The sequence below is a fragment of the Kosakonia sp. Marseille-Q7440 genome, assembly GCF_965119485.1.
Genome location: NZ_CBCPLT010000001.1, coordinates 2,643,783 through 2,658,936 on the forward strand (window position 1 = coordinate 2,643,783; position 15,154 = coordinate 2,658,936).

Annotated in this window: 14 protein-coding genes, 2 tRNA genes and 2 pseudogenes; 9 read left to right on the forward strand and 9 right to left on the reverse strand. The window is 51.0% G+C overall.

All coding sequences use genetic code 11. From position 1 onward, the window contains the following. Positions 1–11: 11 nt before the first annotated feature. Entirely contained in the window at positions 12–1,418 is a 1,407-nt protein-coding gene (locus tag ACWPW2_RS12380; protein WP_454123250.1) for an MFS transporter, read from the reverse strand. Positions 1,419–1,542: 124 nt separating this feature from the next. On the opposite strand from ACWPW2_RS12380, the gene ACWPW2_RS12385 reads away from it, so the two are divergent. After that, complete coding sequence (locus ACWPW2_RS12385) at positions 1,543–2,445, forward strand: LysR family transcriptional regulator (protein ID WP_454123251.1); 903 nt, start codon at positions 1,543–1,545, stop codon at positions 2,443–2,445. A 226-nt stretch (positions 2,446–2,671) separates the two neighbouring features. Here the strand turns inward: ACWPW2_RS12385 and ACWPW2_RS12390 are convergent, their stop codons facing one another. From ACWPW2_RS12390 to ACWPW2_RS12400, 3 genes are read right to left on the reverse strand one after another with little or no spacing between them, the layout of a single operon-like run. Next, complete coding sequence (locus ACWPW2_RS12390) at positions 2,672–3,706, reverse strand: DUF2891 domain-containing protein (RefSeq protein WP_454123253.1); 1,035 nt, start codon at positions 3,704–3,706, stop codon at positions 2,672–2,674. A 9-nt stretch (positions 3,707–3,715) separates the two neighbouring features. Further along, positions 3,716–4,702, reverse strand: coding sequence for a DUF979 domain-containing protein (locus ACWPW2_RS12395; RefSeq protein ID WP_454123255.1), 987 nt, complete (start codon positions 4,700–4,702; stop codon positions 3,716–3,718). Then, the gene (locus tag ACWPW2_RS12400) at positions 4,699–5,421 is read right to left on the reverse strand and encodes a DUF969 domain-containing protein (protein WP_454123257.1); all 723 of its coding nucleotides are present in this window, start codon (positions 5,419–5,421) and stop codon (positions 4,699–4,701) included. The genes ACWPW2_RS12395 and ACWPW2_RS12400 overlap by 4 nt, the downstream gene beginning before the upstream one ends. Positions 5,422–5,664: 243 nt before the next feature. Here ACWPW2_RS12400 and ACWPW2_RS12405 point away from each other — a divergent pair, with 243 nt between their 5' ends. Continuing rightward, positions 5,665–6,210: a winged helix DNA-binding protein gene (locus ACWPW2_RS12405; RefSeq protein ID WP_023479169.1), complete on the forward strand. Its 546-nt coding sequence runs from the start codon at positions 5,665–5,667 to the stop codon at positions 6,208–6,210. A 215-nt stretch (positions 6,211–6,425) separates the two neighbouring features. Here the strand turns inward: ACWPW2_RS12405 and ACWPW2_RS12410 are convergent, their stop codons facing one another. Further along, positions 6,426–6,824: a GFA family protein gene (locus ACWPW2_RS12410; protein ID WP_454123259.1), complete on the reverse strand. Its 399-nt coding sequence runs from the start codon at positions 6,822–6,824 to the stop codon at positions 6,426–6,428. A 314-nt stretch (positions 6,825–7,138) separates the two neighbouring features. Here ACWPW2_RS12410 and ACWPW2_RS12415 point away from each other — a divergent pair, with 314 nt between their 5' ends. Continuing rightward, positions 7,139–7,408: a hypothetical protein gene (locus ACWPW2_RS12415; RefSeq protein ID WP_454123261.1), complete on the forward strand. Its 270-nt coding sequence runs from the start codon at positions 7,139–7,141 to the stop codon at positions 7,406–7,408. Positions 7,409–8,015: 607 nt separating this feature from the next. Here ACWPW2_RS12415 and ACWPW2_RS12420 read toward each other — a convergent pair. Both ACWPW2_RS12420 and ACWPW2_RS12425 read right to left on the reverse strand, forming a co-directional pair. Continuing rightward, a complete protein-coding gene (locus ACWPW2_RS12420) occupies positions 8,016–8,786 on the reverse strand; it encodes a hypothetical protein (protein ID WP_454123263.1) in 771 nt (256 codons plus the stop codon). Between the two features lie 207 nt (positions 8,787–8,993). Continuing rightward, entirely contained in the window at positions 8,994–9,350 is a 357-nt protein-coding gene (locus ACWPW2_RS12425) for a winged helix-turn-helix transcriptional regulator (RefSeq protein WP_454123264.1), read from the reverse strand. 97 nt (positions 9,351–9,447) lie between these two features. Here ACWPW2_RS12425 and ACWPW2_RS12430 point away from each other — a divergent pair, with 97 nt between their 5' ends. Further along, positions 9,448–10,197: an SDR family NAD(P)-dependent oxidoreductase gene (locus ACWPW2_RS12430; RefSeq protein ID WP_454123265.1), complete on the forward strand. Its 750-nt coding sequence runs from the start codon at positions 9,448–9,450 to the stop codon at positions 10,195–10,197. Between the two features lie 190 nt (positions 10,198–10,387). On the opposite strand, the gene ACWPW2_RS12435 is transcribed toward ACWPW2_RS12430, so the two are convergent. Continuing rightward, a tRNA-Ser gene (locus ACWPW2_RS12435) sits at positions 10,388–10,477 on the reverse strand. Between the two features lie 93 nt (positions 10,478–10,570). Between ACWPW2_RS12435 and mtfA the strand changes: the two genes are divergently transcribed. The 3 genes and pseudogenes from mtfA to ACWPW2_RS12450 form a co-directional block, all read left to right on the forward strand. Continuing rightward, positions 10,571–11,368 (forward strand): DgsA anti-repressor MtfA, encoded by a 798-nt coding sequence (mtfA, locus tag ACWPW2_RS12440; protein ID WP_279793138.1) that lies wholly within the window; start codon positions 10,571–10,573, stop codon positions 11,366–11,368. Positions 11,369–11,467: 99 nt separating this feature from the next. Beyond that, positions 11,468–11,543, forward strand: a tRNA-Asn gene (locus ACWPW2_RS12445). A gap of 161 nt (positions 11,544–11,704) precedes the next feature. Beyond that, a pseudogene (locus tag ACWPW2_RS12450) lies at positions 11,705–11,899 on the forward strand (Arm DNA-binding domain-containing protein); the annotation flags it as partial. 30 nt (positions 11,900–11,929) lie between these two features. Here ACWPW2_RS12450 and ACWPW2_RS12455 read toward each other — a convergent pair. After that, positions 11,930–13,050, reverse strand: a protein-coding gene (locus tag ACWPW2_RS12455) for an IS3 family transposase (protein WP_454123266.1) whose coding sequence is annotated in 2 segments (ribosomal slippage) — positions 11,930–12,792 and positions 12,792–13,050 — 1,122 coding nt in all. Because the reading frame shifts where the segments join, the coding sequence is not laid out codon by codon here. Positions 13,051–13,294: 244 nt separating this feature from the next. Between ACWPW2_RS12455 and ACWPW2_RS12460 the strand changes: the two are divergent. Next, positions 13,295–14,467 (forward strand): annotated as a pseudogene (locus ACWPW2_RS12460) (IS3 family transposase). A 34-nt stretch (positions 14,468–14,501) separates the two neighbouring features. Next, positions 14,502–15,101, forward strand: coding sequence for a hypothetical protein (locus ACWPW2_RS12465; RefSeq protein ID WP_454123268.1), 600 nt, complete (start codon positions 14,502–14,504; stop codon positions 15,099–15,101). The last annotated feature ends 53 nt before the right edge of the window (positions 15,102–15,154 follow it).

Consider the following 15,154-nt stretch of genomic DNA (forward strand, 5'->3'; position numbering starts at 1 on the left):
GATTCTGTCCGTTACGAGAATCGACTTCCTCCTGCCGCCAGGCCTGTTTTACGTAACCGGCTCACGCTTAACACCACTGATGCCGCAGAAGCAACGACAGCAATCCACAGAGCATAATGGACAGCCTGAAGCTCATTTATTGCCAGCAGTACCCCCATGACGGCAGCGCCGAGACATTGACCGAACGTCCGGACGATAGACAATACGCCTGATGCGTAGCTGGCATAGTCGCGGGATACGTTAGAGAGCATCTCCCGGTTGTTAGGGCTCTGGAAACAACCAAATCCGATGCCGCACCATAGGCTACGTAAACAGATATCCCATGCCGCAGGGCTGGCGGGTAGCGTGGCCAGCAAAATCAAACCCACCACAAAAAGCGCTAACCCAACGGTAGAAATCAGCGGCGCTGAAAATGTGTCGGCCCACCGGCCCGCATGAGGCGCTATCAACACAATGCCGATCGGCCATGGCGTAAAAAGTAACGCCGACATTACGGGGCTGTAGCCATACACGCTCTGAAACAGAAATGGCAGCGCAATAAAGGTAATTCCCTGACTCACAAAACAGGCCAGCGAAGTTAAAGCCGCAAGGGTAAAGCGTCCATTTTTGAACATTACGGGGGGTAATAAAGGATGCTTTGCCCGGCGAATCTGCCAGATAAATGTGATGGCGCTGAACATCGCGAGCAGACTCCAGCTGATAGCCCCGACGCTGATGTGATGGTCTGAGGAGAAGCTGTTTGCCGCCATCACCATTGAGCCTAAAAGTAGTGCAGACAGCACAGCGCCTGGCGTATCGAACGGCGTGCTATCGGACGCCGGTTTTGGTGGCAGCGACCTGAATACCAGCAGCAGGGAAACGGCGCCAGGGAGCACGTTTATGGCGAATAACCATTTCCAGCTCATTATGTCCAGCACTGTGCCACCGAGTACAGGCGCTATGGCCGAGCTTGAAGCAATAAGCAAGGCATGTAGCCCAAGAATACGGCCAAGCAATCGCCCGGGGAAAACAGAACGCAGTATCGCCGGGGCAATACTCAGGGTCGCTGCGCCGCCGATCCCCTGCATAATGCGCATTCCGATGAGCATCTCCGGCGTACTGGCCAGCGCGCAACCCAGTGAAGTGAGCGTAAATACGGTAAGGCCTGAGAGAAACACGGGGCGGTAACCAACGCGTACTGCCAGCGCAGCGAAGATAGCCAACGTCATGGCGGCGGAGAGCAGGTAACCGTTGGCGAACCAGACCGAGATATTCGCCGGTACCTGCATCGCTTTTGCCATGGATGGCAGGGCGATGTTGATCATCGTGCCGTCAAACACGCCCATCAGCGTCGTGGTCATTACGGCGGCCATCACGCGTGCACGCTCTTGTCCCGGCAGGCCCTCATCGCCCGGCTGATTTGAAAATAACGTTGTCATCTTTAATGCCTGTGAAGGGAAGGATGCGAAAACTATAATCAGCAGCGACTCAGGGCGGAAGATGCAGCATTTGCACTCTATAATTGCATTCGACGCCATATCTGAACTCTTACCAGGAACCACTATGTCCGACCCTGATTTTAACTTGCTGGTCGCGCTCGACGTTTTGCTGGCAGAAGCCAGCGTTGCGGGGGCGGCCCGACGCTTAAACCTGAGCACCTCAGCGATGAGCCGCACGCTCAGCAGGTTACGTGAGGTGACGGGGGATCCCATTCTGGTGCGAGCAGGTCGTAACATGGTGCTCACCCCCTGGGCTGAAGCAACCCGGGATCGTGCCAGAAGCGCGGTCTATGAAGCCAGGGCGGTACTTCAGCCCTCATCCGGGACGCTCAAGGTGGAAAACCTCGAACGGCTGTTCACCATCAGGGCCAATGATGGCTTTGTCGTGGCATTTGGCCCGCTGCTTATTGCCACCGTGGCCGAAGCGGCCCCGGGTATTTGCATACGCTTTGCGCCGAAACCTGAAAAAACGTCTCGTTATCTTCGGGAGGGGTTGGTTGACCTGGAGATTGGCGTCCAGAGCAATATGGGCCCAGAAATTCGGGTGCAGAGGCTCTTTCAGGATCGCTTTATTGGAGCGGTGCGCAAGGAGCATCCGCTGGCGTCACGGCCGGAAATAAGCGTTGAAGATTATATTGCCTGGGGACATGTGGTGGCGTCACCCGAAGGGGTGCTACATGGTTTTGTCGATGATGCCCTGGCGGCGTCAGGCGTCACGCGCAAAGTGGTGAGCGTGGTTCCAGGCTTTCCGACTGCGTTATCCGTCGCGCTGGCCTCCGACCTTATCGCCATGGTTCCCGCGCTGTACTTGCGCAACCAACGAATGACAGACAATTTACATCTCTTTGAATTACCATTCAAAACCCGGAACATTGTGGTGTCGCAGATGTGGCATCCAAGAATGGAAAAGGATCCCGGGCACCGCTGGCTTCGGGAGAAAATTTTAGAGGTGTGTCAGGTACGGTAACGTATTCCGTCCCACGGTTGAATGAGATGTTCCCCTTCTATTCACACAACGTAACGCCAGCACTGTCCGCTTCTGGCACACAGCGGACAAGCTAACTGAGCTTAATACCTGCTTTTAGCGAAAAGCGGAAGTCACAACGATGATGACAGGATTGCTCCGCCATATTGCGCATAGCAAACCTGTTATGTACTGGTTACTGTGTCGTGACATATCGTGACACACCCCATCAACGCATAGCGTGGCGGTATCCGTCGTCTGCGGGTAGTGGTTCTAATGCCAGCAACGCAAAACTCGCCAGCCAGTGCCCGCCGCTATAGTGGCTTCCTACCACATGATCAATGCTTGCATCCAGGTGCCGCGCAATGGCATCACGCAGCGCCTGCTTCACCGGATGTTTTTCCGGCAGTGCCCTGGCGATATGCTTCATGCACCAGGCACGACTGAGGTTTAACCCATCGAGATGAGCAATTTTAGGATCGGTTCGGTCGCTAACTTCTGCCGGATTCATCAGCGCCGGGACCGAACACACATCCGGTAAAAACGTATCGAACCAGTCCGGAAAATTGTCGGCCACTTTGCTCATCAGCAGGGCCTCGGTGAGCGCGCCAGAAATGTACTCATCTCCGCCTGGCTCGAAATGCGCCGGATAACGCGTATCTGCCAGATAAAACCGATTAGCCGCAGACAGAATGCATTGCTCCAGCGAGCTATCCTGCACCATGCGGGCATAATCCAGCCCCAGAGTCAGCGCAAAGGCGGTGTTGTAGTGCGTACCCACGCGGATTGGATAGGTTAGCTTGCTGAGATAATCCATCAGCCTGTCGCGAATATATTGGGTTAATGGCTGCAGGGTCAGGTACCAGCGTGCAGCGTGGGGCAGCGAAGAGTGTTGAAGTTCCTGGGCCAGCGCCAGCAGCCAGCCGTAGCCATAAGGACGCTCGAACGACGCGCGCATCGGCGCGGTAAAATAGGCCAGCTCTTTCGCCACCTTCTCTTCAGTAAGGTGTTCTTCGAACAGGGCGATAATCTCTTCACGACACGACAGCTCGGGGAAAAGACGCAGGCTGCGCAACAGTAACCAGTAACCGTGTACCGCAGAGTGCCAGTCAAAGCAGCCGTAGAAAATTGGATGCAGTTCGCGAGGAGGCAAAACATCACCATCATCATTAAGCAGATGCATAATGTGATTCGGATATTCCTGGCGCAGATAGGTCAAAGGCATCCGGGCAAAAGCATCAGCCTGTTGTTGCGTTAATTCCATAACAGCTCCTTAGCGAAACACGAGGAAATACATTAAGAACACGTTCACCACCAGCACGGCTAACGCGGTTGGGATCTGGATCTTTATGACCTGATATTTATCTTTTAGCTCCAGCAGTGCCGCCGGAACGATATTGAAGTTCGCGGCCATTGGCGTCATCAGAGTACCGCAGTAGCCGGCATACATACCGATTGCCAGCAGCGGTGCCGGGTCGCCGTGATGGACGTTGATCAGGAAGGGCAACGCAATACCCGCGCTAAGTACCGGGAAAGCCGCAAAGGCGTTGCCCATGATGATGGTAAACAGCGCCATCCCCACGCAGTAGATCACCACCAGCATGAAGCGGTTATCGGGATTAACAAACAGGCTTACCACCTTTTGTACTGACTGGCCGGTATTGGCAACGACAAAAACGCCGCCCAGCATAGCCAGCATCTGCGGCAGGATCACCGCCCAGCCAATCGTATCCACAAGGCGACGGGATTGACGCACGGCATGAAGTGGCGTGCCCTTCGTCAGCCACCAGCCGGTCAGGATAGCGGCGACACAGGCGACACAGAGCGCGGCCAGCGTAAGCTGCTTCTGGTCAAGAATATAAACGCTGCCAATCGAAACACCTTTCAGGAACAACGTGGCGATGACAGTCACCACGGGGATCATCAGCGCCGGCAGGAACAGCCAGTTTTTCAGTCGTTCTGACGAAGCGACGCGTGCCTCCTCGTCAGACATTTTATAGTGACCTTTCCCAACCAGCCCGAAGCCCGCCAGGAGGGCAATAGCGATAACGGCCCCCCCAATAATGCGGTACGCCAGTGATTCCCCCAGCTCCTGTACCATAAGGTCGCCCATCAGGAAGATCCCGCCGAAAAGAAACCAGAATAGCGCTGTGGTAAAACGTTTAGGGTTAGCGCGATCGCGCAGGGTCATAATCACCAGCAACATAACAACGAAGCCGATCAAGTAATAAACCCGGTTGATAGTGATTAAGGTCATCATTTTTTGGCCTCCGGCGTTCCCTGCTCTGCTTTCCACGCCATCACGTCGCGGCGAATGCTGGCATCCAGACGCAGCAAGCGCGTCATATGAATAATCAATGCCGCAATGGCGGTCGGAATAGCCCACAGGCCAATGTGCAGCGGTTCGATCCCCTCGATGCCGTTCTCTTTCAGGAAAGCATCGATCAGAAGAACCGCTCCGAAAGCTATAAAGATATCTTCCCCGAAGAAGACAGCGATATTGTCGCATGCGGCGGCATGGGCTTTGATCTTGTCACGAACTTGCTGCGGCAGTTCACCATATTCATTCATTGCCGCTCCTTCAGCCATCGGTGCCAGCAGCGGACGCACCGTCTGGGCGTGGCCTCCAAGGGACATCAGCCCCAGTGCGGCAGTTCCCTCACGGGCCACGAAATAGAGCATCAGAATACGCGCAGAGGTAGCACTGGCGAACTTCGCCACCCAGGACTGGGCGCGCTCTTTGAGGCCGTAGTATTCCAGCAGGCCAATAACCGGCAAAATCAGAATGAAAGTGGCCAGTGAGCGACTGTTAAAGAACTTCTCGCCAAAGGTTTCCAGCAATATGCCGAAATCCATGCCCACCAGCAGACCCGTCGCAAGCCCCGCCACCACAACCACCAGTAGCGGGTTGAAGCGCAGAGCAAAACCAATAACCACTACCGGTATCCCGATAAGCGGCAACAGTGCAGAACTGTCCATAACCATTTCCCCTATCCAAAGTGAGCGTTGCGCACCGACGGCTATTTTTTTAATACTTCGCATCAGGGCGAAGCGGTGCAATGCGGCGAGCGATGTTGTGTTTTGCGTCAGGCCCCACAGAACCTGCATTCAAAAGCTATATCTGAAGCGAAAAAACATGTAAACAATTTATCAATAAAATGTTCTTATTTTGTCGATAACTTTATATTTATGTGCATATGTCACACTCCCGCAAGGAACGTTATGACTTCAAAAAAACAGGCAATTTCCCAGACAGACGGTATAACCGATGGCAAAATTGTTTCTTCACGCCATCTGGTCTCTGAGAGCTGCGCGGAACTGTCAGAGCTGGAGTACGCGCTGATAATGACCAGTAACGCATTCAATAAATGGATGGTGCGCTGTATGACAGCCGCAGGGGAGCCGGATATGGGCGCGTTTGATATATCGCTGCTGCATCACGTGAATCACCGCGACCGTAAAAAAAAGCTGGCCGATATCTGCTTCGTGCTGAACGTGGAAGACACTCACCTGGTGACTTATGCGATGAAAAAACTGGTAAAGGCAGGCTATGTGACGAGTGAAAAAGCCGGAAAAGAGCTCTTTTTTTCCACGACGGAGGAAGGCAAAGCTCTGTGTATGAAATATCGTAGTGTGCGTGAAACGTGCCTGATTAAAATACACGCCGAGAGCGGTATTCCGGGGACGTCCATTGGTGAAACAGCGCAACTGCTGCGCACCATCTCATCACTGTATGACACCGCTGCACGCGCCGCTGCATCGCTATAACATGAAGTCAGCCTCAGTGAATTAACTTCTGAAACGAGATGCACTAAAAACTTGAGGCTGGCATAAAATTGACTCAACCCAGTTCATTGTGTTCATTGCCAACGTTAAAAAGCGGGCGACCGCAAGCTTCGGGCGCGAAGCGAACACTACTATTGGCATTCAGGTCCGCTATGAGCGAACAGCGGACCTCGCTGTTAATTTAGCATCGGTTATCATCAGCGGCTTATCTGCCATTCATCGTAATATGGTGTGTCCTGATTTTCATTGAGCCATGGAACGTCATGAGAGCACCATATATGTGCAGTTGCCGCAGAAGAAGGTGACTCATCAAGTGTTGCCACTCGAACTATTACATGGCTTTGATGAGGCCTTTCTGCCATCAGGTGAGAGCCGCAGATTGAACAGAAATGACGAAGTTTATCCGGAGAAGAAGCATAAGAGCTAAGGTATTCACTTCCTTTTAGCCATCTGAAATTTTCGCGTTTAACACCAGCTGTTGGCGCATACGGGGCGGCGTGTGCTTTTCTGCAGGTGTGACAGTGGCAGTTGACTATTGCACCTTCCAGCTCATCACATTCATACTGGATTTTCTTACACAGACAGCTTCCCTTCATAATTGCTCCTGACAGCATCTGGACATTTCCCGGTATTCCATACTTAACACAGGACTACTTACCTGGCCAGAAGACCTTCATGCCTGTTTAGTTTGATCGCTTTCTATAGCCTGAACGTCTCTTTCTGGCAGAGTACGGACAGAAAGCAAGGTCATGGGGTCCGCTATGAGCGATAAACGGAAGTTCGCAGTCTTACCGCTGTATCCTGTTCGAATAGCCAGTCACTAGTGTAGGGTTTAAATCGACGAGGTACTCGCGACAAGAGATTTCTTGTTTGTCAGTAATGCTATTGTTCTTTATCAAGGAGGTGATGAGTGGAAGATATACTTTTTGTGATGAGCTGGATTAAGGATCATCATGTGGTGTCATTAACTTTTGGAGTCTTATCTGCAATTTTATGGATTAAATCTGCCACAGCAAAAGTTGAGCTAGGCAAAAAAATTGTCATGGTCACATATGAAGATCCCGAACTTAATGTAAACCTCCATGATTTCTTCGCTACTGCGCGGCGTCAATCTAAGTACAATTCATTTGCGGCATTGTCTGCGGCTGTAACAGCGCTATCCCAGATTCTTGGTTTGTAATACAGGCCTGCCCCCATTAATTAATATCCAGTGGTATTGGCCGTGTCCGCTCCTGGCAGGGAGCGGACACGGTAACTGGGTTGGAGGTCCGCTCTGAGCGAGGAGCGGAATTTGGCACTGGACGGCCCCACGCCCTAAAATTCTAAAGATGGACATCAGTGCTACAGCCAGAAACGGCATGATTGCCCTTAAAGTGGTCAGTTTGGATATCGGAAATTTTTGTACGTTAAGCGCATTATTTAACCAGTATTGGTGTGTGAGGTATTGATTTTGCATCAGCCACTATCGCTTTTGCTGTATCGCATTTAGGTTATCCGATTAAGGAAAATTCACGGAAAACGGCGTATAGCGCGGGAGTACCCCCCTTTGCGAGAGGTACGCCTGTTCAAAAATCAGGCTTTCTGTACAATAATTCTCTATATCCAAACTGACCCCTTCTTAAACGAGTCGATAAGTTTAAGGGTATTCATTTCGACCTCAATTATTATATTTGGAATGTTTTTAGTCATAAAATCAGGGGGAAATATTAATAGGTAACGTTATTGATAGATATGTTCCAAAACAGACTTTATTAGATGAAAGGCTGTTATGCATGCCACCTAAAGATTTAGTTTTCCTCAGAAAAATTAGGCATCCTGATATGTATAGGTGTTTTACTAAATGATGCGACACGAGTAAGCAAAGATATGACTACAAAATGATCGTAGAATTTGTGTATTACAGTTATAGAGGAATTAAATTCACCTGATTCAAAAGCTTTCATGAAGTCGGCCCCCATGAATCTTACGCTATAAATTTCTGTGCTATACCCTTTTCTTGGCTCAATTTTAAACTCTAAAATTTCAGAAATTTCAGTGCTATGTAGAAGGTTATCTTTCCAATAATCCTTCATAGCTAAATGAATTTGGCTCAAATTCCCATCATTATCTCTTTCTTCAAGGTTAAGATAAATGTGTTTAACGGAATAGTTTTCAATATTCAATTCCCGTCCTGTTTTTTTTTGGATAACGCCATAAGTCAGGCATTCGAAGAAAGAATTGAGGCGTAAAACATCAACTTCAAAAGTATTAATTCCATCTTGCCTTTTTGAACTATTCTTCAATACTTTTTTAAGAAGAGATTCGTTATTATGCATTAACTGTGGCTTGACATTGGACTCAAATACTTCCTGAGCATCACTGCCACCATCAACAATTGTGTTTAAACAAATATTCGCGAGTACGTAAATGTCATCCTTTGTTTTTTCATTATTATGAACCTTACATGATTTAACAGTCATAAGGTTTAATTTTTTTGAATCAGGAAAAAACGACTTTGGAGGAATATGTTCCTTAGTGCTGGCATGAGATGTGCAGCCAGGATAATAACATTTAGCCATTTGATTACCTTCACTGTCAGTGTGAGATTGAATTTTACAAGAAGATTATAATCTTTTAACACTGTATGAAAAGCTGATTTTCAATGGACCCATTTGCATTTTACTTGGCGACCGTGTGCGATTTACAGCGGAGTAAAAAGCGGTTTGCCACCTTTTTGCGTCCGCTCCTGGCACAAAGCGGACTTTCCGGCTCGGGTACGGGCTGGATCAATCGAATGTTTTGGCTTCCTGGCGGCCGAGCATAATCTTCTCAATCCGGCTCATATGTGCACTTCCCCATGTGCATAGCGGGGCAAGGCTATCGGCAAGGCTGACGCCGAATTCGGTAAGTGAGTATTCGACTTTCGGCGGAATAGTCTGGTAGTCGATGCGCTGAACCACGCCATCGGCCTGCAACTCCTTCAACTGCTGAATAAGCATTTTGTCACTGACGCCAGCAACCACGCGTTTCAGCTCACCATAGCGCCGGGTGTCATGCGCCAGGTGGTAAAGGATCAAAGGCTTCCACTTACCGCCGATTACAGCCAGCGCTGCATCCAGACCACATGTAAATGAGGGTGTCATCGGGTTTCCTTAGGTACTTACCAAAAGGTGCATACTATACCAAAAGTAATTTCCCGTCTAAAGTGCAGCTGCCGACAAATCACTTAAGGAGACGCTTATGTCCAGACTCACAGGCAAGACAGCATTGATTACAGGTGGAAGCACGGGAATCGGCCTTGCAAGCGCCATACGCTTCGCAGCAGAAGGCGCCCGCGTCTATATTGCAGGACGTCGCCAGGCCGAGATCGACAAGGCAATAGCCAAAATCGGTCATGGCGCGACGGGTATCCGATGTGATGTCTCCAGGCTGGAGGATCTCGACCATCTCTACGCGCAGATCAAGGCCGAAGCAGGCCAACTCGATATCCTGTTCGCTAACGCTGGCTTAGGAACGTTCGCCCCGCTTGGCGAGATCAGTGAAGCGGACTTCGACCACATGTTCGGCGTCAATGTGAAGGGCACGCTATTTACGGTTCAGAAGGCGCTTCCGCTCATGCGTTCTGGCGGCTCGATCATCCTGACCGGATCAACCACAGGCTCGATGGGAACGCCCGCTTTCAGCATCTACAGCGCAACGAAGGCGGCAATCAGAAACTTCGCCAGAAGCTGGGCCCTCGATATGAAGGGAACCGGTATTCGCATCAATGTGCTCTCACCCGGCGGCACGGAAACCCCGGGGTTGCAGGACCTGTTCGGGACAAGCGGAGAGTCGGAAGCATTGCTCGCTGGCCTGGCCGCACAAACTCCCCTTGGCCGCATCGGCCGCCCGGAAGAGACGGCCGCCGTGGCCTTGTTCCTGGCAAGCGATGAGAGCAGCTTTATGACGGGCAGCGAAGTTTTCGTCGATGGTGGCATGGCTCAGGTATGAGTAATCCTGGCGCTCCGGTAAGCGCCGGGGTGCCGGGAAGGCTGAATCACAAGTGCTGGTTTACGACAGAAAGGTAAAGTGAGCGCGACTTTGAACCGCAAAAAGAGAGCTTTCAGGCTCGCTTTTTCTTAAAGGATTTTCTCATTGGGATCTGGATCGTTGAAAGCTGTGCGGGTAAGTGCTTGAATAATGGCGGAGAGAGGGGGATTTGAACCCCCGGTAGAGTTGCCCCTACTCCGGTTTTCGAGACCGGTCCGTTCAGCCGCTCCGGCATCTCTCCGTTCAGATGGTTGCCATCATGCCAGGAAATTTGGCATTTTAACAGACCCAGTCCCGTTGATTTGGTTCAAGTGGCGAGTTTGCGAGCAAAACGATGATTAAGTGGCCTTGGAAAATCCGGGAATCTGCCGATGAAGCAGATCTTCCCTGGCAAGATGCGTTAAAAGTCCCCGTGTTAGCGAATTTATCGCCAGACGAGCAAAGCAAACTGATCCAGCTGGCCAGCCGTTTTTTGCAGCAAAAGCGCCTGGTGGCGCTGCAGGGATTCGATCTGGACGCGCTGAAAAGCGCGCGCATCAGCCTGCTGTTTTGCCTGCCGGTGCTGGAGCTGGGCCTCGAATGGCTCGATGGCTTTCATGAAGTGCTGATCTACCCTGCCCCTTTTATCGTCGATGATGAGTGGGAGGATGATTTTGGCCTCGTGCATAACCAGCGCATGGTTCACTCCGGGCAGAGCTGGCAGCAGGGTCCCATCGTGCTTAACTGGCTCGATATTCAGGACTCCTTTGACGCCTCCGGTTACAACCTGATTATTCATGAAGTGGCGCACAAGCTTGATATGCGCAACGGCGATCGCGCGAGCGGCATTCCACTCATTCCGCTGCGTGATGTAGCGGGCTGGGAGCACGATCTGCGCGCCGCCATGGAGAACATTCAGGATGAGATCGATCTGGTCGGCGAAAGCGCAGCCAGCATTGATGCCTATGCCGCCACCGATCCCGCCGAGTGTTTCGCGGTGCTGTCGGAGTATTTTTTTAGCGCGCCAGAGCTGTTTGCTCCGCGTTTCCCTGCCCTGTGGCAGCGCTTCTGCCACTTCTATCAGCAGGATCCTTTGAGCCGCCTGCGTGGTCAGCCAGGCAGCTACGGCGATGAGGCAAATCCGGTGCATTAAACTGCCGTCTGGATGTTAATTAGCCAATTGAATCAGCATGTTAAATTTAGTGTTGACACTAAAGTACGCGGTCAGTAGTATTCGCCCCGTTCACACGATTCCTCTGTAGTTCAGTCGGTAGAACGGCGGACTGTTAATCCGTATGTCACTGGTTCGAGTCCAGTCAGAGGAGCCAAATGCTTGTTTTCATGCCGCTTTGCGAATCTCTATGTTATTCAGATTCAATAAGTTAGTGTCAAAAGTCTTGCCAATGCATTTTCAGTTTTCTCTCCGCATCGGGAGAATTTGGTGGTCAGATTTGGGGTTAAGTTGGTTCGATGACGGAGAGACCCCCAAATGTCTCTTAACGACTCAAAAATCCGCAACTTAAAACCATCCGCTAAACCCTTTAAAGTTTCTGATTCTCACGGTCTGTACCTGCTGGTTAATCCAGGCGGTTCACGTCTCTGGTATCTCAAATACCGTATCAATAAAAAAGAATCCCGCCTCAGCCTAGGAGCATATCCAGACGTATCTTTAGCCGAAGCTCGTCTGACCTGCCCCCAAGATTAGATACAACCTTCAGTTAGTGATGTCGGTTGGTTTTTCTTCATATTTCCTGTTTCGCCAGTCCGTTGCGAATTCAGCAGGTGTCTGGTAATCCAGCAATGAATGGGGACGGCACTCGTTATAATGCTGCCGCCAGTCATTAATCGTTTTCCGGGCATGAAGAATATCGCTGAACCAGTGTTCATTCAGACACTCATCGCGAAAGCGTCCGTTAAAACTTTCAATAAATCCGTTCTGCGTTGGCTTACCTGGCTGGATAAGCCGTAGTTCCACACCATGCTCAAAGGCCCATTGATCGAGCGCACGGCAGGTAAATTCCGGGCCCTGATCGGCTCTTATTGTCGTCGAATACCCCCGAAACAGCGCGATGCTGTCCAGAATACACGTGACCTGAACGCCTGAAATACTGAAAGCAGCAGTGATCGTCAGACACTCATTCGTGAAATCATCCACACAGGTCAGGCACTTGATCCTGCGACCGTTGTCCAGAGCGTCCATAACGAAATCCATCGACCATGTAAGGTTCGGTGCATCCGGGCGCAGAAGAGGAAACCGTTCGGTCGCCAGCCCTTTACGGCGTCGTCTGCGTTTTACGCTCAGTCCATTAAGGTGGTAAATACGGTATACCCACTTGTGATTGACGTGAAGGCCCTCCCTACGCAGCAAATGCCAGATGCGCCGGTAACCAAAACGTCTGCGTTCAGGCGCCAGCTCAGTAATACACCCTGATAAATATGCATCAGCAGCCGGAAGCTGAGCATCATAACGGCAGGTCGACAGGGGCAAACCTGTAAGCCGGCAGGCACGACGTTGCGACAGACCGGTCGCATCAGACATCAACACCACGGCTTCCCGCTTCTGGCCTGTCGTCAGTACTTTCGTCCCAGAGCCACCTGAAGCGCCTCCTTATCCAGCATGGCTTCGGCAAGCAGTTTCTTGAGCCTGGCGTTCTCTTCCTCAAGCGACTTCAGGCGCTTAACCTCGGGCGCCTCCATACCGCCATACTTCTTACGCCAGGTGTAAAAGGTGGCGTCGGTAATGGCGTGCTTACGGCAAAGCTCACGGGCAGAAACCCCGACTTCGGCCTCGCGGAGAATACTGATGATCTGTTCGTCGGAAAAACGCTTCTTCATGGGGATGTCCTCATGTGGCTTATCAAGACATTACTAACATCGCGGTGTGTTAATCAACGGGGAGCAGGTCAAAGTAAGATCCCTAGAAATACGTAACCCCACCGCATGCAGCGTGGTATATCAAAAGCAGCGCCAGCTGATAATCTGAGTACAATTTGCAGATTTCATGAGGGCTGTATCCTGATCATGCCCACCAATAGTGGACACGCAACTAAGTGAGTAAACTCTTAATCAGAGGTGACTCATGACAAAACCAGCATTAACCAGCAAAAAGCCCCGTAAACAGCACACGCCTGAATTCCGCAACGAAGCTCTCAAGCTTGCAGAGCGTATTGGTGTTGCCGCTGCTGCCCGGGAACTCATTCTGTATGAATCACAGCTTTATGCCTGGCGCAACAAGCTGAAGAATGCACATTTCTCTTCCGAACGTGAGCAGGAAATGTCTGTTGAAATTGCCCGCCTGAAACGGCAACCGGTGGAGCAGGCAGAAGAGCTGGCCATTATCCAAAAGGCCGCGACATACTTCGCGAAGCGCCTGAAATGAAGTATGTCTTTATCGAAAAGCATCGGACTGAGTTCAGCGTCAAACCATGTGTCGTGTGCTGCGGGTTGCCCGCAGCGGCTGGTATGTCTGGCGTCTGCGCCGCCATCAGCCCGGCCAGCGCCAGCAGTTCCGGCGCATCTGTGATGCTGCTGTCCGTAAGGCATTCACTGAGGCAAAACAGCTTTATGGCGCACCTCGTCTCGCTGATGAACTGCCGGAGTACAACGTTAAAACCATCGCCGCCAGCCTGCGCCGTCAGGGGCGGCGGGCAAGGCCTCGCGGCGGTTCAGCCCGGTCAGCTACCGTGAGCATGGCCTGCCGGTGTCAGAGAACCTGCTGCAGCAGGATTTTTATGCTGGCGGCGCTAACCAGAATTGGTGCGGAGATATCACCTACATACATACAGATGAAGGCTGACTGTACCTTACCGTGGTCATCGACCTGTGGTCACGGGCTGTTATCGGCTGGTCAATGTCATCGCGGATGCCAGCACAACTGGCGTGCGACTCGCTACAGATGGCGCTCTGGCGACGTAAGCGACCACAGAATGTTATCGTTCACACCAACCGTGGCGGCCAGTACTGCTCAGCGGATTATCAGGGACTGCTGAAACGGCATAATCTGCGGGGCAGTATGAGCGCGAAAGGGTGCTGCTATGATAATGCCTGTGCGGAAAGCTTCTTCCACTCGCTGAAGGTGGAATGTATCCATGGAGAACGCTTTGCCAGCCGGGAAATTATGCGGATGACGGTGTTTAATTATATCAAGTGTGATTACAATCGCTGGCGACGTCACAGTGCCTGTGGCGGTCTCAGCCCTGAACAATTTGAAACCAGAACTTCGCTTAGGGCCTTGTCTACATTACGCGGGTAGGATCTGTCTACCACCGAAAAAGAAGGAATTACTAGTGAAAACAGATGTGAAAGTCGGCCTTTTGAAGGAAAGACTTACCATCTTGATGGATGAAGACAATCGCTGTGAGCGCCGCAGAAACGAGCTTACCCACCGAAAAAACATTCTTTTCAAGATATTAAGTCAGGTAATCACACGTTACAGCAGTTTAGGCTTTAGCATCGTTTTCACTGGTGAAAGAAACCTGCTATGTCATTCTCCTTTGAAAGAGGAAAAAGCAGACCTCTTTTCTTTCCCGGTGCCAACGTTCTCAATTGTGCATAAGGTTCCCCGCTTCAGGAACAGTACTGAGCAAGAACCAATTTCAACTCTACCTGTTTTACTGACAGAAGAAGTAGTTCGTTTTCGTTTTACTCCAAACGTGAATGGAAATGGAGGCATTGACTACCGTTTTGAAGAGTTCATCCCCGGCGTCTCATACGCAGCAACAGGCTATTTGTCCTGGCAAAGCAAAAGTATGCTTGACGATGGAGATTACTGGCATTTCAACGTTAGCCCTTCTGAAGGACTTCAAAACAGGGCTGTTGATCTGGAATGTGTTGAAGAATGGTTGACAAGAATGTATACGCGCAATGCGATGATACCAAAGCAATAAAGGCTAAAGGGGAATCTTACGGTTCCCCTTCTTATAATTTTGTATATTCCGGC

Excerpts from the sequence above, each read along its gene's own strand:
- ACWPW2_RS12380 (WP_454123250.1), bottom strand. The coding sequence starts at position 1,418 with ATGACAACGTTATTTTCAAATCAGCCGGGCGATGAGGGCCTGCCGGGA.
- ACWPW2_RS12385 (WP_454123251.1), top strand. The coding sequence starts at position 1,543 with ATGTCCGACCCTGATTTTAACTTGCTGGTCGCGCTCGACGTTTTGCTG.
- ACWPW2_RS12390 (WP_454123253.1), bottom strand. The coding sequence starts at position 3,706 with ATGGAATTAACGCAACAACAGGCTGATGCTTTTGCCCGGATGCCTTTG.
- ACWPW2_RS12395 (WP_454123255.1), bottom strand. The coding sequence starts at position 4,702 with ATGATGACCTTAATCACTATCAACCGGGTTTATTACTTGATCGGCTTC.
- ACWPW2_RS12400 (WP_454123257.1), bottom strand. The coding sequence starts at position 5,421 with ATGGACAGTTCTGCACTGTTGCCGCTTATCGGGATACCGGTAGTGGTT.
- ACWPW2_RS12405 (WP_023479169.1), top strand. The coding sequence starts at position 5,665 with ATGACTTCAAAAAAACAGGCAATTTCCCAGACAGACGGTATAACCGAT.
- ACWPW2_RS12410 (WP_454123259.1), bottom strand. The coding sequence starts at position 6,824 with ATGAAGGGAAGCTGTCTGTGTAAGAAAATCCAGTATGAATGTGATGAG.
- ACWPW2_RS12420 (WP_454123263.1), bottom strand. The coding sequence starts at position 8,786 with ATGGCTAAATGTTATTATCCTGGCTGCACATCTCATGCCAGCACTAAG.
- ACWPW2_RS12425 (WP_454123264.1), bottom strand. The coding sequence starts at position 9,350 with ATGACACCCTCATTTACATGTGGTCTGGATGCAGCGCTGGCTGTAATC.
- ACWPW2_RS12430 (WP_454123265.1), top strand. The coding sequence starts at position 9,448 with ATGTCCAGACTCACAGGCAAGACAGCATTGATTACAGGTGGAAGCACG.
- mtfA (WP_279793138.1), top strand. The coding sequence starts at position 10,571 with ATGATTAAGTGGCCTTGGAAAATCCGGGAATCTGCCGATGAAGCAGAT.